This is a genomic window from Paenibacillus sp. FSL M7-0896, assembly GCF_037975415.1.
Taxonomy (GTDB): Bacteria; Bacillota; Bacilli; order Paenibacillales; family Paenibacillaceae; genus Paenibacillus_AQ; species Paenibacillus_AQ silagei.
Window position 1 is genome coordinate 1852653 of record NZ_CP150250.1, and the last position, 26721, is coordinate 1879373.

Sequence of the window (26721 nt, forward strand, 5' to 3'; positions counted from 1 at the left end):
CTCCAAAGGTTATTTTTTTGTAACCGGTTCAGAGAGAAACTTTTTCCGCCCGGCTTGCGTCAAAGAGATAGAAATTGAGATTGTTTTCCTATCCGGGAGGGTGAGCTTGTGAAAAAGTTATGGATTTCGATTGTAGCAGGATTATTGGTGTTCCCGATGTTGTTTCAGGCTCCTGCCCAGGCAGCAGCAAAACCCATCAGAGTTATTATTGATGGAGTGACCTTGTCCACAGACCAGCCGCCGGTAATGGTGAACGGACGGACCATGGTTCCGCTGCGGGCTATCTTTGAAGCCTTCAATGCCGACATCAAGTGGAATCAGAAGACACAGACAGTAACAGCTTCCCAGAACGATACAACGATTGTACTGAAGATTGGCTCCAAGATCGCAACCATCAACAACAAGGCAGTCAGCCTGGATGTGCCGGGACAGAATCTGAAGGGCCGCACAATGGTGCCTACCCGCTTCGTAAGTGAAGCGCTCGGCCGCGAGGTCGGCTGGAATCCGGCTGCGCAGATTGTCACGATCACCACTCCGGTTCCGGTAGGCGGGAATGCGGCTCCGGTATCGGGAGTAACCGCCCAGGATATCAGCGATTATGGAGACGGCCGGGATCTGCAAGTCAGCTTCAACCGTGCGGCCGACGAATCGCTGGTGGATCAATACCGAGTGCTTGTCGCCAAGACCGGTACTTCACTGAACCTGTCGTCTGCACTGGCAGTAGGTTCCAATAACTACTCCGTTGCTCTGGTAACAGGAGCCAATCCTGTTGTGAAGCTGAACGCTGCCGCCAGAACGATCGACGGTGACCTGATTAAGAATAATCAGGGATATAGCGTATATGTAGTGACAGTCGGCAAAGGCAATAATACCAGTGCCCTCTCCAGTGCAGCTGCCGTTATTACATTGCAGAACAAGGCAGTTCCGGCACTGGGCACCGTCCAGGCAACGGATACCAGTGATTACGGGGATGGCCGGGATCTCTCCGTCAGCTTCAACAAGCTGGCAGATGAGAGTAAGATAAGCTCTTACCGGATCTTCGTAGTCAAAGCGTCCAATACCACAGTGTTTGACCTGGGCAGAGCCAATGCGGTCTCCAGCAGCAATTACACGCAGATCAACAAGACAGGGAATAACATCAGTATGAACCTCTCCTCCGGCTCCAGAGATACAGATGGGGCGCTGATCAAGACGGGTGTGAGCTACCGGGTATACGTACTGGCGGTTGACAGCAGCAATGCTGCGAATAATGTGCTGTCACCTGCTTCAACGGCCCTTACACTGGCCAATGCAGGGGTATCCAACCTGAACGTGACCGATGTGAACGATTATAATGACGGGCGGGATTTGAAGGTTACCTTCAACCATGCCACAGACGAGACCAATATTAGCCAATACCGCATTCTGGTGGTGCCTGTGAATTATTACAGCAGCTTCAGCTTAAATGATGCGAATAATGTATCCAGTGCGAATTATACGGCGGTAAACACATCAGGAACCTATACCGAGCAGATCCTGAATTCTTCCAGCAGAGATGTTCGCGGTTCCCTGATCAGGAACGGAACCAGCTACAAAGTGTATGTGCTCGCGGCAGGCAACTGGAACAATTCGGGTTCGAATGTGCTATCCGCTGCTTCTCCGGCGATTACGCTGGTGAATACCTCCGGCCTCAGTGCCATATCGAATCTAAGTGTGAGTGATGTGAACGATTATGGAGACGGCCGTGATCTGAGAGTATCGTTCAATCATGCCGGAGACGAATCCTACATCAGCCATTACCGGATTCTGGTGGTGCCTATGAATTATTACAACAGCTTCAGCTTGTCGGATGCGAATAATGCGGGGAATTATACAACCGCAGGTACATCCGGGGACAGCACCAATCAGGTGCTCGATAGCTCAGCCAAGGACGTACGCGGCGCAGCCATCAAGCCGGGAATCAGCTACCGGGTATATGTATTGACTGTCAGAAACGGCAGCTACCAGGGAGCTAATGTATTATCGGAGGGATCGGCAGCCATTACCTTATCGGCTAAGCTTCCCGTCACCTCCGTGACAAATGTGACTTACGGCATGGATAACGGCAAACTTGTGGTTAACTTCACCAAGTCTGCCCGTGAGTCGAATATTTCCGAATACCGGGTATTCGTAGTCCCTTCCAAGCAGAGCTTCGGCACTGCAGAAGCTCTTAACGTGCAATCGTCTTACTACAGATCAGCAGTCCCTAACGGTAGCAATCTCTCTATAGCGGCTGCAGCCAAAGATATTAACGGTAACCCGATTGTCAAAGGCACCAAGTATAAGGTATACGTGCTTGCGGTAGCCAACAGCTCTGGCGTGCAGAACGGCGGACTGTCCGATTCAAGCGAAGAGTTCGAGATCTAAGCGTCCAGCTCTGTATATAAGGCTCCACAACAAAACACAGCATGTCCCGGTTCACAGGGATATGCTGTGTTTGCGTACACGAGTTATCATGATGCTCCGGCATTCACCAGAACAACGGACAGCAGAAGCATGAACAGAAGCAGGAAGCCGGCGTTGATGATGGTGCCGATAATAGCAAAAACCTTGCGCCGTCTGCGCAGGGTCAGGCCGATAATACCGGTAACCGCCCCGATGATATTCACTGCGACCAGGATCAGCATCGTCAGGCCCAAATACATAATCGTTTCTGCCGAATCGGCAATCAGTTTATTATGCTCATTCATCAGAGAAGACGCTTGCGCTCCTACATACACGAAGGTAATGGCATAGCAGACCAATGTAAGTAGAGCTATTACGAACGAAGCGATACCGGGGCCCGAGTGCTTATAGTCGCGTTTGTTCTCCTGGTATACATAATCCGGGTTCATGTCTTGTTCAGAAGAGCCCCATCTTGCAGGCTCGGTTGCGGCGGTGTCCGATTTGGGAGGTGTATGATAGTCCATTTGGCTGCACTCCTTGGGGTGTAATAGGTTATTACTACCACTTCATCATAACAGCGCTCTAAATGCAAGTCCTCAGGAATACAAGCTACAGAATGATGCGGCTGGCAAAAGGCGAAGCTGATTGTTAAGATAGGAGAAGTTCAACTCAGGGAAGGAGCTGTATATCCATGCAACGAAGATTGGTGGGCTGGGGAGCCTTGCTGGGTATGCTGTCTGTTGCCATCGGCGCGTTCGGATCGCATATCCTGAAGCCTGTAATCAGTGAGCACTATCTGCAGGTGTACGAGACGGGCGTCCAGTATCATATGTTCCATGCGCTGGCCCTGATACTTATCGGGCTTACCGCTGGGCAGTGGGGCGAAAGTGTCCGTCTGCGCTGGGCAGGGCGGCTGATGATTGGCGGGGTTGTCCTGTTCTCGGGCAGCCTGTACATCCTCAGTATTTCCGGTGTCAAGGTTCTCGGAGCAATCACTCCGCTGGGAGGGGTATGCTTCATTGCGGGCTGGATCTGCCTGGCCTTGGAGGCCTTCTCGCGCAAGAAGTGAAGTGCGGCAAGAGCTGCGTATCCGCCAAAATAATCGTAAGAGAAAGAAGCACCCGCCCCGGAACCCGGAGCGGGTGCTTCTTTCTCTTACAGAAATTCATCGATTTCATTAAGCTTGAACGTGTAGACCTGCTTCTCGTCTACATGGTATACACTCAGCGAATTTTCCGTTTCGTCTAAGTTCAGAATACGGCAGGGCATGGATACCTGTTTGCCATGCCGGTTCGCACGCAGCCGGACGAGCTGGTTATTCTGAATGTACTGTCTGATTTTGCCGAATACATCTGCTGGAGTTTCTGCCGGAGCTGCTGCAGGCTTCTTGGCTGCGGGCTTCTCCGCAGGCTTGGCTGCCTGAGGGTCTGCCGGCTTCTCCGGCAATTTCACTGGCACCGGAGCAGGTGTGAAGCTGTCATTCTTCAGAGCCATTTTTGCAGACTTCAGCAGATGATCAATGGCTCTTCCAAGCTCCAGCCCGGAGTTGATGTTGAAATCAGTGACTTTGTCGCTTGAATTCAACATTTCAAGCAGGAATTGCAGCGCAAGCGGGTTGGTGCGGGCATTAATCAGGATGTCGACATTGAAAAGATAATTGCCGTCGGTATGTTGTAGTTTCTTATCCATTAATCCCCCAGCTTAATCGTTAATCACGATTTCTTTAATTTAAATTAGTGTATAAACTATACCATTAAATAAGCGGAAATTATATACCCTCCTGCATAGAAATAAGGACTTCTGACCCTCCGATTTCTCCATGAACTAGGACAATCGTCCACACGTGGCCTGAACCGTACGCATAACCTACAACGTGAATGTGAAAGGAGGAGGTGCTGCAGATGGTAACAATAGAGCCCATGCAGGTGGGCGATCATGTCCTGGTGGGGGTTGAGGTGAAGCTGCCCAAAACGACGCTGCTCAGCATCAGCACAGACAAGGGATATATTATGTGCGGGGCGCTGGACATAGGACTGCTGAACGAGGTGCTGAGCGACCGGAAGATTATTGCGGCAAGGGCTGTCGGGGTGCGCACGCTTCAACAGCTGCTGGCCGCGCCGCTGGAGTCCGTAACTATAGAAGCAGAGAAGCTGGGAATCGTTCCGGGCATGTCCGGTGCAGAGGCCCTGCTGCTAATGATGTAAGGCACATAGCAATGTGTAGTCAGCCAAGGAGCTTCCCGGCCCCTTGGCTGACTTTATTCTGTCTTGAACCGCATCAATTAGCATAACCGGCGCTTGCTTGGTTCATCCTACGGGTGAAGACACAAGCATGCAGCCAGCGGCGGGGAAGAGGGCTTGTCCGGGGCCAGGCTTGTTTCGCCCTTCAGGCAAAAGGGTAAATGGAGAATAGACAACTGCAAGGCCGGACAATGGACAAGCAGCCGGCTAAATTTAATGGATAAGGAAGGGATCATCTCATGGCTAAAGCATCAAACAAAGTGAACACCGCTTCATTGGAACAGGTACTGAACCGTCAGGTTGCCAACCTGAACGTATTGTATGTGAAAGTGCATAACTATCACTGGTATGTGAAGGGGGAGCAGTTCTTCGCCCTGCATGTGAAGTTCGAAGAGCTGTACGATGATATTACACTCAAAATGGACGAGGTAGCTGAGCGCTTGCTGAGCATCAAAGGCAGCCCTGCAGCAACTATGAAAGAATATCTGGAACTGGCTACCATTCAGGAAGCCACAGGCAAAGAAGATGCCCGCGGTATGGTTCAGGCGCTGATCGAAGATTTCGCTACAGTAGCGGAAGAACTGACAGAGGGCATCGAGCTGGCGGAAGAAATCAGCGACCAGCCGACGGCAGACCTGTTCATTAAGATCCGCACGGATCTGGAGAAGAACCAGTGGATGCTGCGCGCTTTCCTGGGCTGATTGCGGGATAAGCAGCACAATGATTTGAATATAGGAATAAAGTCTCCCCTGAAGGGAGGCTTTATTTATTTTTCAAAATATAAGGATTCTTGTGCTTCTCATGATCCCCTTTAAAAGGGCAGCGTAGCCCTTTCTACTCGAATTCACTAAGATTCAGGGGGAGCATTCTATTCTCATCAATCATCATTTGAATGAATTTCAGTGAAGCCTGCAGCTCCGGTTCCGAGAATTCACCCATTTTCTCAATGAATCTCTCCTCCAGGTTCTCGTGCATCCGGGCGTGGAGTTCAAAGAGCTGTCTGCCTTTAGGAGTAAGGCTGAAGTAGATTTCTTTCTTGTTGTCATTCATCCGGCTCCGCTTAATGCAGCCATCCTGGAGAAGCTTGGTGCTGATCTTAGTGATGCTCGCCTTGGACAATTTCAAGCTCTCCGCGATGGTAGTGCTGTTGACAGGCTCGTGATTGCCAATGCAGTCGATGACATGAATACTGGTCAAGCTGGTTGAAGTGAGAGTAATCCCGTACTTCCGTGTGAGATCCGTAAATACATCCATTTCGGTTACGAAAGTCTCTTCAACTAAATGGGAGAGGTGGAGAAAACGGTCATACAGCAGCCGCTTAAGTCCTTCAGAGGAATGCATGGGGCTTAGCATCTCCTTTCTGCAAAGTACCTTTATTCTAACTTAAAATTATTAACGTGTAAACTAAATATTCAGACAATGTATTTATGGTAAATTGCTGATCTTAAATTAAATAATAAAGATTGACATCGTATTTCTTTCAAAATATAGTTAACTGGTAAACAATATTAATTATTGAATGCCAAACGATATTTTGGGGGGATGAAGATGAAGGATGTGTCCATAACGGTTAGGGAACGGCGGACCATTCGGAGATTCAGCGCTGCGCCGGTTGAACAAGAACGGATTATTTCCTTGGTAAATGAGGCGGCTGGCTTATACGAGTCCGAAGGAACGCCGCACTGGCGCTGTCTTTACTTCGGCACTCCCGAGTCCCGTGAAGAGCTGGCTGAATCCATGATGGCGAAGGTGACGGGCGGCCGGCTGGGGAAGCTCCTTCCTGCCCCAATGACAGATCTTCTAAGAAGGCAAATCACGGGTACTCCCGCTCATGTAATCTTCATTGCCGAGTCCGCCGGCACGGAGCGGGAGCGGGATGAGAATTACGCCGCGGTCTGCAGCATCATGCAAACGGTTCAGCTTCTGGGCTGGGAACAGGGGCTGGGGATGCTGTGGTACACAGATCCCTTGATTCTGAGCGAATCGTTCTATAAGCTCATCGGCTGGCGTGAAGGAGAGCAGTTTGCCGGGATTCTGGAAATCGGCTCCTTCGACAAAGCGCCGCGAGGACGAAAAAGAACACCGGCAGAACGGAAATGGACGGTTATAGGTGAAGACAGCCGCCAGCTTGAGGATGCCGCTCCTTTCTCCGCGTACAATGTCCTTAGGCTGCTGAACGAGGCGGTCTGGGCACCGAATGACGGCATGCGGGAGCCTTGGCGGTTCATCTATGTGACGGGTGATAAGACAGAGGCATCAGGCAAACTGCAGTTCTCTGAAGAGGCACCTTCACCGCCGTTTCTGCTGGCCGTAGCCAGAGAAGAGACGGACCCGCACAAGCAGGAAGAGGATTATGCCGCGGTGTGCAGCCTGATACAGAATTTTCAACTGCTGGCCCGGTCTGAAGGGTGGCAGTTGCGCCGCAGGATTCCGGAATGGGTCTATGACCGGAAGCAGTGTGAGTCCTTCGGGCTTCGTCCGCTGGAACGGATCGTCGCAGTACTTGAAGCGGGGGAACATAAGCGGTATTCAAATTCCGTTTTTCCTATTCCCGCAGTGAAGATAACCATTAATTAATTTGATAAAAAAGGGCCGATGTAATAAAATTAGTGAGAATCATTGATAATCATCCTGATTCACTTTATAATAATTATAATGTGATATAAAATCTAATTGCTTGTAATCAGGGTTAACCTGTGACAATACAACTTTCTGATTTCGCAAATCGATCAATGGAGGGAATAATAATTATGGCAGCAGAATTTGTCATTGAGGGACTGAAAGCGACGATTGAAGGAAAAGAAATTCTGAAGGGGATTAACCTTCAGATGAAGGGCGGAGAAATTCACGCCGTGATGGGACCGAATGGTACTGGTAAAAGTACGCTGGCCTCAGCTCTGATGGGTCATCCCAAGTATGTGGTTACAGAAGGTACGGCCTTGCTCGAAGGTGAAGATCTGCTGGAGATGGCAGTGGATGAGCGCGCCCGCGCCGGGTTGTTCCTCGGGATGCAATATCCAAGTGAAATCAGCGGAGTGACGAACTCCGACTTCCTGCGCAGTGCGATTAACTCGCGCCGTGAAGAGGGCAGTGAGATCTCACTGATCCGCTTCATCCGCCAGATGGAAGCCAAGATGAAAGAACTGGATATGAACCCTGAATTCCTGCACCGTTATCTGAATGAAGGCTTCTCCGGCGGGGAGAAGAAGCGTAACGAGATTCTGCAAATGATGATGCTGGACCCTAAGATCGTCATCCTTGACGAAATTGACTCCGGCCTTGATATTGACGCACTCAAAATTGTTGCTGATGGCGTGAACTCCATGCGCAGCCCGGAACGCGGATTCCTTGTTATTACCCACTATCAGCGGTTGCTTAATTATATCAAACCTGACTATGTGCATGTCATGATGCAGGGACGGATTGTGAAATCCGGCGGTCCTGAGCTGGCACAGAAACTGGAAGCAGAAGGTTACGAATGGATCAAGGAAGAGCTCGGCATTGAAGACGAAACTGTAGGACAAGAAGCTTAGAAACGCTGGAAGGAGGAAACCACTTATGACGACGCAAACCATTCTTCCCGTGGATGCACAGCAGCTCGGCGCACAATCGCAGAGCAGCGGCGAACCGGGCTGGCTGAAGGACAGCCGTTTGAAGGCTCTGGAGCTTGCCGCAGGGCTTGACCTGCCGAAGCTGGAGAAGACACGGATTGACCGCTGGAATATCAACAACTACGGGGAATACAAGCCAAGCCAGGCGCTGGCGGCACTTCAAGATGCACCGGCTTCTATTGCCGGGCTGATTGAAGGACAAGAGGAAGGCAGCCTGATTATTCAACGGAATTCAGGGGCTGTATATGCCCGCCTGGCTCCGGAGCTGGCTGCGCAAGGTGTTATTTTCACCGATTTGCAGACTGCAGTCAGAGAGCATGGAGACCTTGTTCAGCGTTATCTGCATAAGGCAGTATTGCCGGAAGAGCACTCCATCGCCGCACTGCATGCAGCACTATGGAACGGCGGGGTATTCCTCTATGTTCCGAAGAATGTTGTCATCGAGACTCCGCTGCAGGCGGTTCTGCTCACAGATGACGCTGAAGCTGCCTTTGTACCGCATATTCTGATTGTTGCCGATACTAACAGTTCGTTGACCTACGTGGATAACTACGTATCGGATAAGACTGAAGCGGGTCTGCATAACGGAGCCGTTGAAGTATTCGTAGGTGCAGGTGCCACTGTGAGATACGCTACCGTACATCAGCTGGGGCAGGATACAACGGATGTGACGTACCGCCGCGCCGTTGTGGAGAATGACGGCACCATTGAATGGATCATCGGTGAGATGAACTATGGAGATACCGCCAGCGATACCAAATCGGTGCTTAAAGGCAACGGCTCAAGCTCAGATGCGAAGGTCATTGCTGTAGGCTCCGGTTCGCAGAAGCTGAGCTATACTACACAAGCCCAGCACTTCGGCAGAAATACACCAAGTGACATGATCACGCGTGCTGTTATGCGGGATTCAGCAACCTCGATTATTAACGGAATTACGAAGATTGAGAAGGGCGCTACCAGAGCTGACGGACAGCAGACAGAGAAGGTTCTGATGCTAAGCCCCAAAGCGCGTGGAGACGCCAACCCGATCCTCCTTATAGATGAAGATGATGTAACCGCAGGCCATGCCGCTTCCGTAGGACAGGTCAATTACGAGCAAGTCTATTACCTGATGTCCCGGGGATTATCGCGGCATGACGCAGAAACACTGATCATATACGGCTTCCTTGCACCTGTTGTATCGCAAATTCCACTGGAGGGACTGCGCAATCAGCTCCAATCTCTTGTGGAAAGGAAGTTAGGCCAATGATTAGCAGTCAGATCCGGGAGCAGTTTCCCATCCTGAACCAGAAGATCAACGGCCATCCGCTGGTCTACCTGGACAGTGCGGCCACTTCACAGAAGCCGCGCCAGGTCATTGAGGCGGTCAAGTCTTACTACGAATGGGATAATGCCAACGTACACCGCGGGGTGCATACCCTGGGGAGCCGGGCAACCGATGCGTATGAAGGTGCCCGCGAGAAGCTGAAGAACTTCATTAATGCCCGCAGTGTGAAGGAAATTATCTTCACACGCGGGACAACGACCGCGCTTAATATTGTAGCTTCCTCTTACGGTCCTTCCGTCCTGAAGGAAGGGGATGAGATCGTGATTACCCAGATGGAGCATCACAGCAATTTCATTCCCTGGCAGCAGCTGGCCAAGAACACCGGGGCTACCCTGAAATTCCTGCCGCTGCAAAAGGACGGTACGATCACGCTGGAGGATGCCGAGCAGACGATTACTGCCCGGACCAAGATCGTAGCCATTGCGTATGTATCCAATGTCATGGGCGTTACTCATCCTATCAAAGAGCTTGCAGCGATTGCCCACCGGAACGGTGCAGTAATTGTGGTGGACGGTGCACAGAGCACACCGCACCTGAAGGTGGATGTGCAGGACCTGGATTGCGATTTCTACGCCTTGTCCGGGCACAAGATGCTTGCGCCTACTGGTATCGGTGCTCTCTACGGCAAGAAGGCGCTGCTGGAAGCTATGGAGCCGGTTGAATTCGGCGGCGAGATGATCGATGATGTCGGGCTGTATGAGTCTACCTGGAAGGAGCTGCCGTGGAAGTTCGAAGGCGGAACACCGATTATTGCTGGTGCCGTCGGCTTAGGAGCAGCGATTGATTTCCTGCAGGAGGTCGGGATGGATGAGATTCACCGCCACGAAATGCAGCTTGCAGCATATGCGGAGCAGCGGCTGTCGGAGGTCAGTGATCTGACGATCTATGGTCCCCGCAACCGTCAGGTGGGGGTAGTCACCTTCAACCTGGGTGATGTTCATCCGCATGATGTGGCCACCGTGCTGGATGCGGAAGGCGTGGCTGTCCGCGCGGGGCATCATTGCTGCCAGCCGCTCATGCGCTGGCTGGAGGTCAGCTCCACCGCCCGGGCGAGCTTCTACCTGTACAACACTGAACAGGATGTAGATGCGCTGGTTCAAGCCTTACTTAAGGCAAAGGAGTATTTCAGCTATGAACTTGGATGACTTATATAGACGCGTAATTATGGATCATTACAAAAATCCCCGAAATCGCGGCTCATTTGAAGATGACGCACTTAAGATTGAGCTCAATAACCCTACCTGCGGCGACCGCATTACGCTTCAGCTTAAGGTGGAGGATGGGATCGTCCAGGACGCCCGTTTCAGCGGCGAAGGCTGTTCAATCAGCATGTCGTCGGCTTCGATGATGACGGAAGCGGTCAAGGGCCAATCGATAGCGCATGCGCTTGAGATGGCCGACAGCTTCTCCTCTCTAATGAAGGGTGAGGAAGCAGATTTCGGTGACTACGAAGATATTGAAGCCCTGTCCGGTGTTAATAAATTTCCGGCGCGGATCAAATGTGCCACTCTGGCCTGGAACGCGCTTCGCAAAGGCATAGATACGCAAAGAAGCTTATAAAATAATATTACACACAAGGAGGCTGACACCATGGCTAAGAAAGCGCCTGATATGGAGGAATACCAGTACGGATTCCGTGACGAGCACAAGTCGATATTTCAGTCTGGTAAAGGACTCACGGAAGAAATCGTCCGGGAAATCTCCGCAATCAAAAACGAGCCCGAATGGATGCTGGAATTCCGGCTGAAATCCCTGGAGCAGTTCCGTAAGATGCCAATGCCGAAGTGGGGCGGCAATCTGGATGATCTGGATTTCGAGGATATCCAATATTATGTTAGACCTTCCGAGAAGCAGGGCAAGACTTGGGAGGAGGTACCTTCCGAGATCAAAGAGACCTTCGACAAGCTGGGAATTCCGGAAGCGGAGCAGAAGTTCCTTGCCGGTGTCTCTGCACAGTATGAATCTGAGGTAGTCTATCACAGCATGCAGCAGAACCTGGAGGATCAGGGTGTGATCTTCACAGATACGGATTCCGCACTGCGTGATCATCCTGAGCTGTTCAAGAAGTTCTTCGGCACAATCATTCCGCCTGCAGACAACAAGTTCGCCGCACTTAACAGTGCCGTTTGGTCAGGAGGCAGCTTCATCTATGTTCCGAAGGGTGTGAAGTGTGAAGTTCCTTTGCAGGCTTACTTCCGCATCAACTCCGAGAATATGGGACAATTCGAGCGTACTCTGATTCTGGCAGACGAAGACAGCTTCGTGCATTACGTTGAAGGCTGTACTGCCCCAATCTACAGCACGAACTCTCTGCATAGTGCAGTGGTTGAAATTCTCTGCATGAAGAACGCCCGTGTCCGTTATACCACCATTCAGAACTGGGCACCGAACATCTACAACCTCGTTACCAAGCGTGCGGTTGCCGAAGAGAATGCTACGATGGAATGGGTAGATGGCAACATCGGCTCCAAGCTGACTATGAAATATCCTGCGGTTGTTCTTAAAGGCCGTGGAGCCAAGGGTTCTGTATTGTCCATCGCGGTAGCGGGCAAGAATCAGCATCAGGATGCAGGCGCCAAAATGATCCACTTGGCACCGGATACCACCTCAACCATTGTATCCAAGTCGATCAGCAAGCACGGCGGCAAGGTCACTTACCGTGGACTCGCTTCCTTCGGCCGCAAGGCAGAAGGCGCGAAATCCAATATTAAATGCGATACGCTCATTCTGGATAACGAGTCCACCTCGGACACGATTCCTTACAATGAGATCATGAACGATAACATTGTGCTTGAGCATGAAGCGACGGTCTCCAAGGTATCTGAGGAGCAGCTATTCTACCTCATGAGCCGCGGTCTCTCCGAAGCTGATGCCACGCAGATGATTATTATGGGCTTCATCGAGCCGTTCACCAAAGAGCTGCCGATGGAATATGCGGTCGAGATGAATCGTCTCATCAAGTTTGAGATGGAAGGCAGTATAGGGTAAACTAGCTGCCTCCTTCAATAACCAGGCGATATACAGTGAGTGTCCACAGAACTTTGATGCAGGTTGGTCAAAGCTCTGTGGGCACTTTTGTGTGTTATAGGAACATAAAATACCTTTTATTAGGCTTTCAAAAAGCTGCTTTGCATCGTTGAATCTTGCTATATCTTAATTGAGCAGTATTTGCGAGGAAATAGCAGCATTTAAAACTACGGGTGTCCATTAGCCCCTGCTTAAGCCCGGTTTATTCCGGAAAAAGAGGGAAAACGGTGGTTTCTCCCCTTTGCCGCATTAAATTAGGGATGATAAACTGCTTAAAGTCACTAAATTGGAAGCGCTAAAAAAGCTAGCTTACGGTGCGATATTTAGAGACCAAGTTTATGCTTACGGAGCCAGCTTTACTTCGTAAAGCTTTAAGGAGGAGAGATATGGATGTTCTCAGGCAACTGCGGGGCTTTTATCGGGAGAAGCTGCACTATCTGATTCTGTCGATTGTATGTTTGGCGGCCGCAACTGCAGTGGGGCTTATTACCCCCAATTTGTTAAGGAGATTGATCGATGATGTTATTGTTCCCCTAAAGTTTACTGAGGTGCCCGTACTCGCTCTCAGTGTGCTTGCTGTCATTATTGTCAAGGCGTGCCTGCAGTTTGCCCATGGATTTTTCGGCGGACGGCTGGGGAATTTCCTGGCCTACCGGCTGCGCAATGCCTGCTATGAGAAGCTGCAATTTCTGTCCTTCCGTTATTATGATACGGCGAAGACAGGTGACCTGATGTCCCGGCTGACCGGGGATTTGGAAGCGATCCGGATGTTTATCGGCTTCGGATTTGCCCAACTGCTGAATGTGTTTTTCATGGTTTTGTTCGGCTCCATTATGATGTTTACCATCAATTGGCAGCTGACGCTGGTTACTCTGATCACAATGCCGTTTCTGGCGGTAGTCGCACTCAGATTTGAATCCAAGATTCATCCGGCCTTTCAGGAGATGCGCCTGGCGTTAAGTTCCCTGACAACGGCTGTACAGGAGAATGTCACCGGGGTAAGAACGGTCAAATCGTTTGCCAGAGAGGCCTACGAAGTTGAGAAATTCTCACACCGTAATGAACGTTATAAAGATAATCAGATTTTTGCGGCCGAGCTGTGGAGTAAATTCTTCCCGTTCATGGAGCTGCTGGCTTCGGTCAGTGTAGCGATCCTGCTGGGTGTTGGCGGTACGCTGGTTATCAACGGGAAGATGTCGCTGGGTGAGCTGGTTGCGTTCTTCAGCCTGATCTGGTACATTATCGGCCCCGTATGGGGACTCGGGTTCCACATCAACAACTATACCCAGTCGAAGGCCTCTGGCGAACGTGTGCTGGAAGTGCTGAATCAGACAATCGATGTCCGGGATCAAGAGAATGCCCGCGAGCTTGCAGCGGCAGAAGTGAAGGGTGAGGTGGAGTTCGATCATGTCACCTTCGCTTACGGCAACAAAATGCCGGCAGTCAAGGATATTCATTTCCATGCGGAGCCTGGTGCGGTCATTGGATTCCTTGGCGGAACGGGATCCGGTAAATCCACGATTACCCAGCTCATGATGCGTGCTTATGATGTGAATCAGGGCAGTATCAAGCTCGATGGCGTGGATATCCGCGAGTTCCAGGTCCGTAGTCTGCGCTCGCAAATATCGACGGTATTCCAGGAGACCTTCCTGTTCTCCTCATCGATCCGCAATAATATCTCTTATGGACTGAAGAATGTCAGCATGGATGAGATCATCCGTGCCGCCGAGCTGGCGAAGGCGCATGACTTCATTATGGAGATGCCGGAAGGCTACGATACGGTAGTCGGGGAGCGGGGAATGGGTCTCTCGGGCGGCCAAAAGCAGCGGATTGCCATCGCGCGCGCACTGCTCAAGAATCCGCGGATTCTTATCCTGGACGATGCCACCAGTGCGGTGGACATGGAGACGGAGCATGAGATTCAGGCCGGGTTCCAGGAGGTTATGCGCGGACGGACCACCTTGATTATTGCCCACCGGATCTCCTCCCTGCGTCATGCCGATCAGATCATTGTCATGAATGAAGGGAGAATGGTCCAGCAGGGCACCCATCAGGAATTGATCGCGGTCCCGGGACCTTACCAGGATGTGTACCGGATTCAGTATGCCGATTATTTAGCCAGGGATAATGAACGAGAGGCGGGTGATCCGGCATGAGTCTTGAGACCTCCAAACAGACCGCTGACGGCGTATTAAATACCGACAACAGTAAGGTTGAAGAACAGACGCTTGAAGAGCGTTTTATCTACAAAGACGATGATGTGATCGATAAGGCTTTTGACTGGAAGCAGTTCACCCGCTTATTCAGCTATATGAAGCCATATGCGAGGCAGATGCTGCCGCTGGTCTCGATCATGATGATTCTGGGGACGATTACCAAGCTGACGGTTCCATTCCTGACCAGTATGGCGATTGATAAAGCGATTGCTCCAAAAGACGGAAACACCAGCTTGACGCTGCTCTACACGCTCACAGCCAGTGTAATCATTCTGTATCTGATTCAATGGATTGCGGGCGTATACCGGATCAAATATACGAATGTGATCGGCCAGCGGGTGATCTATGATCTGCGCTCGGACCTGTTCCGGCATATCCAGAAGCTGTCCTTCAACTTCTTTGATAAACGTCCGGCCGGATCAGTCCTGGTCCGGGTGACCAATGATATTAACTCGCTGCAGGATTTGTTCACCAACGGGGTCGTCAATCTAATGATTGACTGTGTGCAACTGTTCGGCATTATGATAATTCTGCTGCTGATCAACTGGAAGCTGGGGCTGGCCGTTATGATTACGGTGCCCATTATGTTCCTGATCTCGACCAAGCTGCGGCAGAGAATCCGTATTGCCTGGCAGGATGTGCGTATGAAGAACTCGCGGATCAACTCCCATCTGAATGAGTCAATTCAGGGGATCCGCGTCACCCAGGCCTACACGCAGGAAGAAGAGAACATGCATTATTTCGATGCCATGAATATGGACAGCCGGAAGTCGTGGAACAAGGCCTCAGCCATGAACCAGGCATTCGGTCCGATCATTGAAGTTACCGGCGGCTTCGGGACGATGATTCTCTTCTGGTTCGGGGCTTACCTGATTCAGTCGGGAGAGCTTACGGTCGGCTTCCTGGTCGCCTTCAGCAGTTATGTCAGCAACTTCTGGGACCCGATCAACCGGCTGGGACAGATGTACAATCAGCTGCTAGTGGCGATGGCCTCCTCCGAGCGGATCTTCGAATATCTCGACGAACAGCCTGCGGTTCAGGATAAGCCGGGAGCAACTCCGCTGTCCAAGATTAAGGGAGATATTCACTTCGATAATGTTGTGTTTGAATATGAGAAGGGCCGCGCGGCACTCAAGGGCATTAATCTGGATGTCCACGCAGGCCAATCCATTGCACTCGTAGGACATACCGGCTCCGGCAAAAGCACGATCATCAACCTGATCGGCCGGTTCTATGATATCAAGAGCGGCGGCATCACCATTGATGGACGGGATATCCGCGAGGTTACACTCCAGAGTCTGCGCGAACAGATCGGGATTGTCTTGCAGGATACCTTCATCTTCTCGGGAACGATCCGCGACAACATCCGCTTCGGGCGGCTGGATGCCACGGACGAAGAGATTGAAGCGGCCGCTAAGGCTGTAGACGCCCATGATTTCATCGTCAAGCTGCCTGCCGGTTATGATACCGAGGTAGAGGAGCGGGGAAGCGCACTGTCCATGGGACAGCGCCAGCTGCTGTCCTTCGCCCGGGCGCTGCTGGCTGATCCGCGGATTCTGATTCTGGATGAAGCGACCGCCAGCATTGATACGGAGACGGAGATCAAGATTCAGGAAGCGCTGAAGCTGCTGCTTCAGGGCCGGACCTCCTTCATCGTCGCCCACCGCCTCTCGACCATCCGCCATGCGGATAAGATCGTGGTGCTGGATCACGGCGAGATCAAGGAAGAAGGCAACCATGCTGAGCTCACCAAGCACGACGGTATTTATAACGGATTAATAGAAGCACAGTTCCGCTTCTTATAGAAGCACATGCAGCAGCCTGGCCCCGATGTGGGGGAGGGGCTGCTGTTTTTTTTGCGTCTGGAATGATAAGGGGAAGCGTAGAGCTCCTTCCCGTTAAGGCCGTTTTCCCGGCTTCCCGCTTACCCGGACCTCCAGCAGCTGCGCACTGATCTCCTGCTGCCACCCGGTATCTTGAGTACTCTCTGCCAACAGAGCTTCGATATGGAGGCGGGCCATTTCCCAGCAGTAGACGGTGTTAACATGCAGGCAATGCTGAAGCTCGTCTTGCTCCGCCGGAGCCAGTGGACGCTTCAGACTCAGGGTATATAGCTCGGCAAGGCGCTGGTGAACCGCAAGCATCATATCTCCTCCCTTGTATTATTGTCTGCTATTAGCGTGACCCTGGAGATACGGTTTCAAACCGGAATGAAGCCAAATATGAATATTCAGATCTTTAGAATAAAAAAAGTTCTTGAAATCGCTTTTATTTATGCTACAATAGCAGTAATACAGGATTGTGACCGGTAACGCGGGCAATGCCTAAGCTGATGCGAGTATCATTTTTATGAATGATATTGGGATCAACTTAGGCTTTTTTTGTACAAACTATGCGTCAGGAGGTGAAATAGAGATGATTATCGAGAAGGTGCTGAACAATAATGTGCTCCTGACCAAGAACCAGAAGGGCAAGGAGGTTATTGTGATGGGCAGAGGGATTTCCTTCAATAAGGTGGCGGGGGATTATGTTGATCCTGCCAAGGTGGATAAGATTTTTCTGCTGAACGAGAATGAATTCACTGCCCGGCTGACTGAACTGCTGAATGATATTCCGGTGGCTCACCTGGAGCTGGCCAGCAGCATCGTCACCTACGCGAGTGGAGTGCTGCACACAGAGCTGAACGATAATCTCTATCTGACGCTGACGGATCATATCCATTTCGCGCTGGAGCGTTTTGAGAAGGGGATTCAGCTGAAGAATGCGATGCTGTTTGAGATCAAGCGCTTTTACCAGAAGGAATTCGGGATCGGGTTGGATGCCCTGAAGATGATTGAACAGACCACCGGCCTCTCGCTGGGCGAGGATGAAGCCGGCTTCATTGCCCTCCACCTGGTCAACGCCAGAATGGATGGCACCGAGGTAAGATCGACGATCAAGATGACGGAGATCGTCCAGAACATTCTGAACATCGTTACCTATCATTATAAGGTGGTGCTGGACGAGACCTCGCTTAACTACTCGCGGTTCCTGACCCATCTGCAGTATTTTTCCATGCGGGTGCTGAAGAAGGAGACCAATAACAGCGGGGAAGAGTTCCTGTACAATCAGGTGAGGCTAACCTATGTCAAGGCTTTTGAATGCGTAGGCAAGATTAATGAATATCTGGAGAAATCCCATGGCCAGAGCCTCAGCAAGGATGAATATGTCTATTTGACGATTCACATTCAGCGTGTAACTGAACGCAATAACCTGGAGTAACACGTAACATACGTAAGACTACAATATTTATTTCATATATTTTCATATCATCTGTCAGGGTGTAACTGGTCATGCAGGCAAAACCTGAGCTGATGGCAAAATAGCGTGTATTCTACGCCTTTTTTGCCTTGAGTTCAGGTTTTTCTTGTTTGCAGAGGGGAAAGATAGAAGGGCTGGCACAACTCGCCTCTGCAGCGATGCTTATATTACAGATCTCAAAAGGAGCAAACCCAAATGAGCAATGAAGACTTATCCAAACAAATTATCACACTCGTTGGCGGAGAAGGGAATGTGAATTCCGTCTTCCATTGTGCCACACGCTTAAGATTCAAGCTGAAGGATAACAGCAAAGCCAATAAAGCAGCGCTGGAGAAGACTCCGGGAGTCATTACAGTGGTTGAGAACAGCGGGCAATTCCAGGTGGTCATCGGCAACAATGTCAGCCAGGTATTCGAGCAGATTATGAAGGAAACCTCGCTTCAGGATGCGGAGAAAAGCGGCAGTGACGAAAGCTCGGAAAGCACCGGAGTTCTGGGTAAAGCGGTGGACATCATTTCGAGTATTTTCTCGCCGATTCTGGGTGCACTGGCCGGGGCGGGGATTCTCAAGGGCTTACTGGCCCTGATTCTGTCACTGGAGTGGATTAGTGCTGCCAGCGGCACTTACATGATCCTCAATGCGGCTGCCGACAGCGTGTTCTATTTCCTGCCTGTCTTCCTGGCGGTTACGGCAGCGCGCAAATTCAAGGCGAATCAATTCGTGTCCATTGCCATAGCCGGAGCCTTGATCTATCCCGCAGTCATTGCGGCTGTAGGCTCACCTGACCCGCTGCACTTCCTGGGGATCAAGATCGTACTGATCAACTATTCCTCCAGCGTGATCCCGATTATTCTGGCGGTATGGGTACAATCCTATGTAGAAAAATGGTTCCGTTCGTTCATTCATGAATCGGTCCGGAATATCCTGGTTCCCATGTTCGCACTGCTCATTGTTATTCCGCTTACGTTCCTGGCCTTCGGACCTGTAGGCTCCCTGATCAGTGACGGCTTGGCCTCTGGCTATACCTGGCTCTACAATCTAAGTCCGCTTGTGGCCGGAGCCATTGCCGGGGCGTTCTGGCAAGTGTTCGTAATCTTCGGTGTACACTGGGGCTTCGTACCGATCATGCTCAGCAATATTGCTACACTGGGACAGGATACCATGCTGCCTATTCTCAGTGCGGCCGTTCTGTCGCAGGCTGGGGCTGTATTCGGTGTATTCCTGAAATCGCGGAACCCGCAGCTTAAGGCACTCGCCGGTTCTTCTACACTATCTGCGGTCTTTGGGATTACTGAACCAACCATTTATGGAGTCACCCTGAAGCTCAAAAAACCGTTCATCTATGCATGTATCTCCGGCGCTATCGGCGGTGCAATTATTGCAACAGGCGGCGCAAGAGCATTATCCTTCTCACTGCCGGGTCTGCTGGCTCTGCCGACCTATTTCGGCACCGGATTTGTTTGGGTAGTCATTGGTATACTGGTAGCATTTGTACTGGCCGCTGTACTGGTGCTGGTGTTTGGCTACGAGGAGCCTGAGACAGATGCTGCGGCATCGGTTAACTTAAGTGCAACCTCGGGTACGACTACACCGACGCTGATTGATAAAGAACTGGTTGTAAGCCCGCTGGCAGGAACGCTGCAGCCGCTTGACACCCTGCCTGACGAAGCTTTTGCTTCCGGCGCCATGGGCAAGGGCATTGTAATCGAGCCTTCTTCCGGCATCTTAACCAGCCCTGTGAACGGAACGGTAACTACTGTATTCCCGACAGGACATGCCATCGGCATCACTTCGGAGGGCGGTGCGGAGCTGCTGATTCATGTCGGTGTCAATACCGTGAAGCTTAAGGGTCAGCATTTTACCAAAAAAGTGCAGGAAGGCGACAAGGTAGTCAAGGGTCAGCTATTGCTTGAATTTGACCTTGAAGCCATCCGTGCAGCCGGATTTGTAACCGCCACGCCTGTGATTGTCACCAACTCGGCACAATACCTTGATGTGCTTAAGAGCACAGGGACAGAAGTGCCTAGCGGTGAGCTGCTGCTTACACTTATCCGATAAAAGGATAGCCTCCCCCGGCCGGGGGAGGCTTCTGTTGGTATTCAACTTCAAGCAGCACTTCTGCGGTAACGCAGGAGGGGCTGCTTGATTTTTTTTTGCGTAGAGGAAATCTCTCTACTCCATATAAATCTCAACGACGGCAATTTTGCGTTCGCGGGACAGGTCAAGGAACTTGCCTTCGCTCTGTACAAGCGGACGGAAGACATCCAGCGGGTTGTTCATCACGATAACACCCATATCACCGGTGCTCAGCAGAACGCGCTTGCCGATGAAGTTAGGCATCAGGTGATTGATGAAGGCCTGGACCGGTTTGCCGTTCAGCTTCCCGAAGCTGAGGGAGTTGATCTCACGCAGAACGGAAATCAGCTCCTGCTTGGACTGATAGACCCGGTGAGTGGTCATGGCACTGTAAATATCCGCAACGGCTGCGATCTGGGCGTAAGGATGAATATCTGTCTTGGTCAGCTGCTTGGGATAACCGGAGCCGTCCTCGCGTTCATGATGCTGCAGGGCAACCAGAGCAGTGAAAGGATCGTTCATGGAGTTCTGTATGATTTCGTAACCGTAAATCGTATGTAATTTGATCTCTTCGTATTCATCAGGGGTTAACTTACCAGGCTTATTCAGAATTGCGGGGGAGATGCGGCATTTGCCGATATCAATCAGGTATCCCGCACGCCCGATCTCGTAGCACTCTGTCTTGGAATATCCGAGCCACGAGGCAAGATAATACGAGAGCATGCCTACCTGCAGGGAATGATTGTAGGTATAGTTATCTTCCCGGTCCAGCAGCAGCAGGAGTGTCACTACGTCCTTATGTTTGTCCAGCGTGGACAAGGTCGGCTGTAGAATATCATCCACTACGGACTGATTGAAGCTGCCTTTGCTGAGCGCTTCCATATATAGAGATTCAAAACCGTCAATCGTGGTATCGAAGCTGCTGGCTGCGGCCTGAATGATTGATGTCCGGCTGGAAGGGGCGGGCTCTTCCTGTACCGTTTCAATGTCTACATAATCCACGCCGTGCTGTATCAGCTTGGCGATTTCCTCCATTTGCAGCCGTGATCCCTTAGGGAGTACATGCAGCCCGCGGGAGCTGAAGGTATCCATCCGCAGATGATCACCCGGTTTAAGATCCATCACGTGTACTCTCAATGACTAGGCCACCTTACTATAGCAATTTTTTACAGCATAGCAACAAAGTCCGCAATATTCAATGGTGTAAGAGTACTGATTGTAGCTTGCAGATTGTGCAACCCGCTGGTCCTACCCTGTTGTGTATCTATGCAGATTCGCGGAAGGGGAACGGTCCGGTTAACCGCCGGATACGGGCGGAATGAAGGCCACCTCTGAGCCTTCGGTAATATCCGTATCATCAGGCGCATATTCCTGATCAACGGCTACAAGGGACACACTGATCTGCGGCGCGGCATCGGGATAGGAGGCGGAGAGGAGTTCCTTCAGCCTGCCTGCTGTCAAAGGGGACTCCTGGGCGTGGAAGACCAGAGTGGAGGAGCCGATGATTTCGGCCAGACCGGCGAACAGCCGGATGGAGATATGCATGCTTTCTTCACCCTTTCTGGACTTAAGCTTAGGACAGCTTATAATGATTACAATATACCATATTGGGTCTGAAAATGTTATGCTAACTCTAGAACTGAACAAGCCTGCCGCTTACTTTATAAACGGCTGTACAAGTGGGAGGGAAGCCAGCTTATGAAGCCTGGGCCGCAAAGATTAACCATTATTCATACCAATGATATACATAGCCACTTTGAAATGATGAGTCCGCTTGCGGCAGTGATATCCGCAATGAAGGCAGCGGCAGGCGAGGATCCGGTGCTGCTGCTTGATATCGGCGATCATATGGACCGCGCTGCTGTAGAGACGGAAGGCACGATGGGACAGGCCAACATAGATATTATGAATCTGACCGGATACGATGCAGTCACCATCGGCAATAACGAAGGCCTCACCTTCTCCAAGGAGATGCTCTCAGCCATATTTACAGGTATCCAGTGTCCTGTGGTATGCTGCAATTTCCTGGAGTCCGCTACCGGTGAGCCGCCGCACTGGATGCAGCGCCACGCGGTTCTGGAGAAGGACGGCATCAAGATTGGACTGACCGGTGCTACGGCGGCGTTCACCTCCTTCTATTCCCTGCTCGGCTGGGATGTGCTGGACCCGGAAGAGGCGCTGCGCGAGCAGGTTCAGCTGCTTGCCCCGCAGGTGGATATCGTGATCATTCTGTCTCATCTGGGGTTACCCGCAGACCAGAGGCTGGCAGAGAACCTGGAGGGCGTGCATGCCATTCTGGGCGGGCACACCCACCATATGCTGGAGCAGCCGCAGATGATTAACGGGACCGCCGTATGTGGAGCCGGCAAATTCGGCCGGTACGCCGGACGGGTGGTCTTCGAGCGGCAGCAGCCGGACGGAGCGTTTCACCTGGCCGAAGGAGGCTGCACGGAAGTTGATCCTGCCTTGACGGAGGAGCTGATCGCTCCGGCGGCAGCGATCCATCTGCTGCGCGGGCGTGAGGCCCTGGAGGAGACGGTTGCCATCAGCGACCGCATGCTGCCGCTGGATCTGCAGGGGGAGTCCCCTTTTGGCAACCTGCTGGCACAGGCGGTCCGCCAGTTCACAGGCAGTCCCATCTCACTCGTGAATACAGGCCAGCTGCTTGGCCCGCTGCCGGAAGGGAATATCACTACAGGCATGCTGCATGCCTTATGTCCTTCTCCGATTAATCCTTGTATTGTACAGCTGACAGGCAAGGATATCCGCACCGCACTGGAACAAAGTCTGATGGCAGAGTTCCGGAATAAAGTCATCTACGGATATGGCTTCCGGGGAGAGGTGCTGGGCACCCTGGCCGTGGACGGATTAAAAATCTTGTACGATCCAAGGGTCATGCCTTATGATAACGGTATTGCGATTTTTGCCGGCGGGGAGCAGCTGGAGGATACCAAGGTATATAGTGTCGGCACGCTGGATATGTTTACGTTCCGTACAGGCTACGAGAGTATAGCCAATGGCCGGGAGGCGGTATATTTGCTGCCTCATTTCCTCCGCGATCTGCTGCGGATGGAGCTGCAGCGCCCGGGGAGTCTGGATGAGTGTGAAGCGGTTCGCTGGGAGAGGCAATCCACCTGATGATCCACACCATGTTTTATTAAATTGATAGTTAACACAGTACCAGGTTTCATTGACTAGATCAGGAGGAGTAATATGGATACAATTACAGCCATTATTCTGGCAATTGTGGAAGGAATCACGGAGTTCATTCCGGTTTCTTCGACGGGACACATGATTCTAACGACTAAGCTTCTGGGATTTAACGAGCAGGATTCGATTATGAAGACGTATGAGATCGTGATTCAGCTGGGGGCTATACTGGCGATTGCGCTGGTCTACCGCCAGCGGATTGTGGATCTGCTCGGATTCGGCCGCAGAGACAGAGGGGGCGTAATGCCGGCAGCCCGCCTGAACCTGATTCATGTGCTGTTGGGCATTGTGCCTGCGCTCGCTGTAGCTTTTTTTGCCCGGGACTTCATTAAAAGCCTCTTCGGGGCATCCACCGTCCTCTGGGCGCTGGTCGCAGGCGGTATTCTGATGATCATTGCCGAATGGGTCAACAAACGCAAGATCCGCGTGACGGCGCATGATCTGGATGATCTGTCCTACGGGCAGGCACTCTCGATCGGACTGTTCCAGATTATTTCCGTCCTCTGGCCCGGGTTCTCCCGTTCCGGCTCGACCATTTCCGGGGGGATGCTGAGCGGAGTGAGCTACAAGGCCTCGGCCGACTTCTCCTTCCTGATCGCGATTCCGATTATGTGTGCGGCCTCGGGGTATGAGCTGCTGGATTCGTACAAGAACTTTACGAGTGAGACGATCGGGTATTTTGTCATTGGCTTCATTATTTCCTTCATCGTGGCTTATGTGGTGGTGGTTCTGTTCATGAGAATGATCCAGAAGATCAGACCGACGCATTTTGCCATCTACCGCTTTATCCTTGCAGCCGCCTTCTGGCTGTTTATTATGCGTTGATTCTCAGCTTGGCATCACAGAAAAGCAATTTTACCGTTTAAAGGCAGGAGTGAGCCAAGGTGCGTCTAGTATCCGTCAATCGGCTTCAGGCGGGAATGAAGCTGGGTAAAAAAATATATAATGATGAAGGGCTGGTTCTGCTTGCGGACGGAGTGGAGCTTACCGATTCCCTGATCAAGCGGCTCGCCAGAATCGATATCGGCTATATCTATATTGAGGATTCGCTCACGGAGGATATTGTGATCCCCGGAATGCTGCAGGACGAGACGCGCAATCAGGCGCTCAAGGTCATCCGGAACCAGTTCCAGCAGATGTCCGGCGCCTCGGGAATTACCAAGGGCTTTTATCATCTGGATAAAAAGTTCTCCAAGGTGATGGATTCCATCCTTGATGACATGTCCCTGCAGGAGGACCCGATGATCATGCTGCTTGACATGCACACCGCCGACAACTACCTGTATGTCCATTCCCTGAACGTATGCCTGTATACGCTGGTGCTGGGCATTGCCCACGGCTACAGCAAAGAAGAGCTGCGGGTCATCGGGCTTGGTGCGCTGCTGCATGATATCGGCAAGACGCAGATTCCTGTCAAAATTGTTCAAAAGCCCGGCATGCTCAGCGAGGAGGAGTTCCGCCATATGCAGGCGCATACGGAGATCGGATACCGCATTCTCAAGGAAGAGCCGAATATTCCTCTGCTGGCGGCCCACTGTGCCCTGCAGCATCATGAACGGATTGACGGCTCCGGCTATCCGCGCGGCCTGACGGGTCCGCAGATCCATGAATATGCGAAATGGCTGGGGGTCGCCGATTCCTATGATGCGATGACCTCCAACCGGATTTACAAAAAAGCCATGCTGCCCCATCAGGCGGTAGAAGCGCTGTATGTCGGCTCAGGAACTTTGTATGAGCAGAAGCAACTGGAGTTATTCAGAGACCGCGTGGCCATCTATCCGCTGGGACTTACGGTGAAGCTCAGCTCCGGCGAGAGTGGTGTGGTGGTCAAGATTGACCCCAGCACACCACATCGGCCTGTTGTCCGGGTGCTGAATGGACCCGAAGGCGAAACGGTTACCCCCTATGAACGTGATCTCAGCAAAGCCCTCTCTGTAGTCATTGTGGATGTGACAGACGGGGGAGAACCTGTAGTGAAAAGTACCGGATAGGTGTTCTGCGCAGCGAGGAGAGAATAGGGTATCTGCAGGAATTGCGGAGCTGTATTCTCCGCCTTGCTGTTTTTTTGAGTAGTCGTGGTATGATATAGCTTAAGTTATCGTTCTTTTTCTTTTGTTTTGGGTTAATAATAAGGAATAAGCATTAAAGGAGCATTAAGAAATGAGTATATTAGAGCCATCATCTATAATCCCTGTAAAAGAGCTGTCGCCGGAGTATGATCCGTGGGATCCGATTACTTCACTCCGTGAATACGGGCAGCATGTGCTGACCAGTGTAGAGATGACGGTCACGAATCTATGCAATATGCGCTGCGAGCATTGCGCCGTCGGCGACAGTCTTACGATGAAAGAGGGAGAGCTGCTGCCTTTAACCAAGATGCTGAAGCGTCTGGACGAGGTAGAGCACCTGCAGACTATCAGCATTACGGGCGGGGAGCCGATGTTCCGTGCCGGGACGGTGGAGAATACCATCGTACCGCTGCTGAAATATGCGCGGGAGCGGGGCATCCGTTCGCAGATCAACTCCAATCTGACCATGCCGTATTCCCGTTATGAGCAGCTGCTCCCTTACCTGGATGTCATGCATATCTCGTTCAATTATGTGAACGGCGATGACTTCCACGAGGTGGGCTTCGCGAACAGCGGGCACCCGGTCTCGAAGGAGGCCGCCTACCGGCTGTATGATACGATGCTGGAGAATTCCCGCCGGCTGAGCAGCGACGGAATGCTGATCTCTGCCGAGTCGATGATCAACTATCGTACACACACCAAGCTTCCCGAGATTCACCGGCTGATCGGGGACATGGGGGCTAGACGGCATGAGGTACACCCGATGTACGCATCCAGCTTCGCCTCGAAGCTGCCTGTGCTGTCGCTCCGGGAGATGAATACTGCTATTCATTCCCTCCTTGACCATCGTGACCCGGAGATGTGGATGCTGTTCGGCACGCTGCCGTTCTTCGCCTGCAGCTTCCTGGAGGAAGACCAGCAGCTGCTGAGCAGACTGCGCAGCGAGAAGAATGTAACGCTGCGCAATGATCCGGACGGAAGAAACCGGGTCAATGTCAACCTGTTCACGGGCGATGTCTTTGTAACAGACTTCGCCGACATATCCGCCTTTGGCAATATCAGCGACTCGAAGCTGGATGACATTTTCACGGAGTGGCAGACTAAGCATCCCTTGAATCAGCAAGTGAATTGTTACTGTGATGCGGCAGGCTGCTGCGGGCCTAACCTGCTCGTGGCCGATATGTATTATCCCGGGGTCGATTTCAAAACCAGAAAAGCGATCACCTTGTAGAAATGGGGCGT

At 51.6% G+C, this 26721-nt stretch carries 24 protein-coding genes; 18 read left to right on the forward strand and 6 right to left on the reverse strand.

Annotated elements, in window-relative coordinates:
• The first annotated feature begins 108 nt into the window (after positions 1-108).
• Positions 109-2385: a copper amine oxidase N-terminal domain-containing protein gene (locus MKY12_RS07730; protein ID WP_339313359.1), complete on the forward strand. Its 2277-nt coding sequence runs from the start codon at positions 109-111 to the stop codon at positions 2383-2385.
• An 86-nt stretch (positions 2386-2471) separates the two neighbouring features.
• On the opposite strand, the gene MKY12_RS07735 is transcribed toward MKY12_RS07730, so the two are convergent.
• Positions 2472-2927, reverse strand: a complete 456-nt coding sequence (locus MKY12_RS07735) for a hypothetical protein (protein ID WP_036721420.1) — start codon at positions 2925-2927, stop codon at positions 2472-2474.
• 167 nt (positions 2928-3094) lie between these two features.
• On the opposite strand from MKY12_RS07735, the gene MKY12_RS07740 reads away from it, so the two are divergent.
• Positions 3095-3472, forward strand: a complete 378-nt coding sequence (locus MKY12_RS07740; RefSeq protein WP_339313360.1) for a DUF423 domain-containing protein — start codon at positions 3095-3097, stop codon at positions 3470-3472.
• An 86-nt stretch (positions 3473-3558) separates the two neighbouring features.
• Here MKY12_RS07740 and MKY12_RS07745 read toward each other — a convergent pair whose 3' ends face one another.
• Entirely contained in the window at positions 3559-4092 is a 534-nt protein-coding gene (locus MKY12_RS07745) for a hypothetical protein (RefSeq protein ID WP_339313361.1), read from the reverse strand.
• A 212-nt stretch (positions 4093-4304) separates the two neighbouring features.
• On the opposite strand from MKY12_RS07745, the gene MKY12_RS07750 reads away from it, so the two are divergent.
• Together MKY12_RS07750 and MKY12_RS07755 are read left to right on the forward strand one after the other, a co-directional pair.
• Positions 4305-4607 (forward strand): DUF1805 domain-containing protein, encoded by a 303-nt coding sequence (locus MKY12_RS07750; protein WP_209872793.1) that lies wholly within the window; start codon positions 4305-4307, stop codon positions 4605-4607.
• 275 nt (positions 4608-4882) lie between these two features.
• Positions 4883-5344, forward strand: coding sequence for a Dps family protein (locus MKY12_RS07755; RefSeq protein ID WP_036692784.1), 462 nt, complete (start codon positions 4883-4885; stop codon positions 5342-5344).
• A gap of 133 nt (positions 5345-5477) precedes the next feature.
• On the opposite strand, the gene MKY12_RS07760 is transcribed toward MKY12_RS07755, so the two are convergent.
• The gene (locus tag MKY12_RS07760) at positions 5478-5984 is read right to left on the reverse strand and encodes a MarR family transcriptional regulator (RefSeq protein WP_339313362.1); all 507 of its coding nucleotides are present in this window, start codon (positions 5982-5984) and stop codon (positions 5478-5480) included.
• A 207-nt stretch (positions 5985-6191) separates the two neighbouring features.
• Here MKY12_RS07760 and MKY12_RS07765 point away from each other — a divergent pair, with 207 nt between their 5' ends.
• The 8 genes from MKY12_RS07765 (at position 6192) to MKY12_RS07800 (ending at position 16629) form a co-directional block, all read left to right on the forward strand.
• Positions 6192-7220 carry a nitroreductase family protein gene (locus MKY12_RS07765; RefSeq protein ID WP_339313363.1) on the forward strand — a complete coding sequence of 343 codons (1029 nt, stop codon included), beginning with the start codon at positions 6192-6194 and terminating at the stop codon, positions 7218-7220.
• A gap of 173 nt (positions 7221-7393) precedes the next feature.
• On the forward strand, positions 7394-8176 hold the full coding sequence (sufC, locus tag MKY12_RS07770) for a Fe-S cluster assembly ATPase SufC (RefSeq protein ID WP_036721433.1): 783 nt from the start codon (positions 7394-7396) through the stop codon (positions 8174-8176).
• Positions 8177-8201: 25 nt separating this feature from the next.
• Complete coding sequence (sufD, locus tag MKY12_RS07775; RefSeq protein WP_036721436.1) at positions 8202-9503, forward strand: Fe-S cluster assembly protein SufD; 1302 nt, start codon at positions 8202-8204, stop codon at positions 9501-9503.
• On the forward strand, positions 9500-10726 hold the full coding sequence (locus MKY12_RS07780) for a cysteine desulfurase (protein WP_076079079.1): 1227 nt from the start codon (positions 9500-9502) through the stop codon (positions 10724-10726). The genes sufD and MKY12_RS07780 overlap by 4 nt, the downstream gene beginning before the upstream one ends.
• A complete protein-coding gene (sufU, locus tag MKY12_RS07785; protein WP_339313364.1) occupies positions 10713-11141 on the forward strand; it encodes a Fe-S cluster assembly sulfur transfer protein SufU in 429 nt (142 codons plus the stop codon). Before MKY12_RS07780 ends, sufU begins: the two co-directional genes overlap by 14 nt.
• 30 nt (positions 11142-11171) lie before the next feature.
• On the forward strand, positions 11172-12569 hold the full coding sequence (sufB, locus tag MKY12_RS07790; RefSeq protein WP_036721442.1) for a Fe-S cluster assembly protein SufB: 1398 nt from the start codon (positions 11172-11174) through the stop codon (positions 12567-12569).
• A gap of 425 nt (positions 12570-12994) precedes the next feature.
• On the forward strand, positions 12995-14764 hold the full coding sequence (locus tag MKY12_RS07795) for an ABC transporter ATP-binding protein (RefSeq protein WP_339313365.1): 1770 nt from the start codon (positions 12995-12997) through the stop codon (positions 14762-14764).
• Positions 14761-16629, forward strand: coding sequence for an ABC transporter ATP-binding protein (locus MKY12_RS07800; RefSeq protein ID WP_339313366.1), 1869 nt, complete (start codon positions 14761-14763; stop codon positions 16627-16629). The genes MKY12_RS07795 and MKY12_RS07800 overlap by 4 nt, the downstream gene beginning before the upstream one ends.
• A gap of 93 nt (positions 16630-16722) precedes the next feature.
• On the opposite strand, the gene MKY12_RS07805 is transcribed toward MKY12_RS07800, so the two are convergent.
• Complete coding sequence (locus tag MKY12_RS07805; RefSeq protein WP_339313367.1) at positions 16723-16971, reverse strand: hypothetical protein; 249 nt, start codon at positions 16969-16971, stop codon at positions 16723-16725.
• A 268-nt stretch (positions 16972-17239) separates the two neighbouring features.
• Here MKY12_RS07805 and MKY12_RS07810 point away from each other — a divergent pair, with 268 nt between their 5' ends.
• Both MKY12_RS07810 and MKY12_RS07815 read left to right on the forward strand, forming a co-directional pair.
• Positions 17240-18085, forward strand: coding sequence for a PRD domain-containing protein (locus MKY12_RS07810; RefSeq protein ID WP_339313369.1), 846 nt, complete (start codon positions 17240-17242; stop codon positions 18083-18085).
• Between the two features lie 234 nt (positions 18086-18319).
• Complete coding sequence (locus MKY12_RS07815; protein WP_339313370.1) at positions 18320-20182, forward strand: beta-glucoside-specific PTS transporter subunit IIABC; 1863 nt, start codon at positions 18320-18322, stop codon at positions 20180-20182.
• Positions 20183-20296: 114 nt separating this feature from the next.
• Here the strand turns inward: MKY12_RS07815 and MKY12_RS07820 are convergent, their stop codons facing one another.
• Positions 20297-21337, reverse strand: coding sequence for an HD-GYP domain-containing protein (locus MKY12_RS07820; RefSeq protein WP_036721450.1), 1041 nt, complete (start codon positions 21335-21337; stop codon positions 20297-20299).
• 159 nt (positions 21338-21496) lie between these two features.
• Positions 21497-21745, reverse strand: a complete 249-nt coding sequence (gene moaD / locus MKY12_RS07825) for a molybdopterin converting factor subunit 1 (protein WP_036721451.1) — start codon at positions 21743-21745, stop codon at positions 21497-21499.
• Between the two features lie 153 nt (positions 21746-21898).
• Here moaD and MKY12_RS07830 point away from each other — a divergent pair, with 153 nt between their 5' ends.
• From MKY12_RS07830 to yfkAB, 4 genes are all read left to right on the forward strand, one after another.
• On the forward strand, positions 21899-23338 hold the full coding sequence (locus MKY12_RS07830; RefSeq protein ID WP_339313371.1) for a bifunctional UDP-sugar hydrolase/5'-nucleotidase: 1440 nt from the start codon (positions 21899-21901) through the stop codon (positions 23336-23338).
• Positions 23339-23413: 75 nt separating this feature from the next.
• Entirely contained in the window at positions 23414-24235 is an 822-nt protein-coding gene (locus MKY12_RS07835; RefSeq protein ID WP_209872766.1) for an undecaprenyl-diphosphate phosphatase, read from the forward strand.
• A 59-nt stretch (positions 24236-24294) separates the two neighbouring features.
• Positions 24295-25401, forward strand: coding sequence for an HD-GYP domain-containing protein (locus MKY12_RS07840; protein WP_036721458.1), 1107 nt, complete (start codon positions 24295-24297; stop codon positions 25399-25401).
• A gap of 169 nt (positions 25402-25570) precedes the next feature.
• Complete coding sequence (gene yfkAB, locus MKY12_RS07845; RefSeq protein WP_339255043.1) at positions 25571-26710, forward strand: radical SAM/CxCxxxxC motif protein YfkAB; 1140 nt, start codon at positions 25571-25573, stop codon at positions 26708-26710.
• Positions 26711-26721 lie beyond the last annotated feature (11 nt).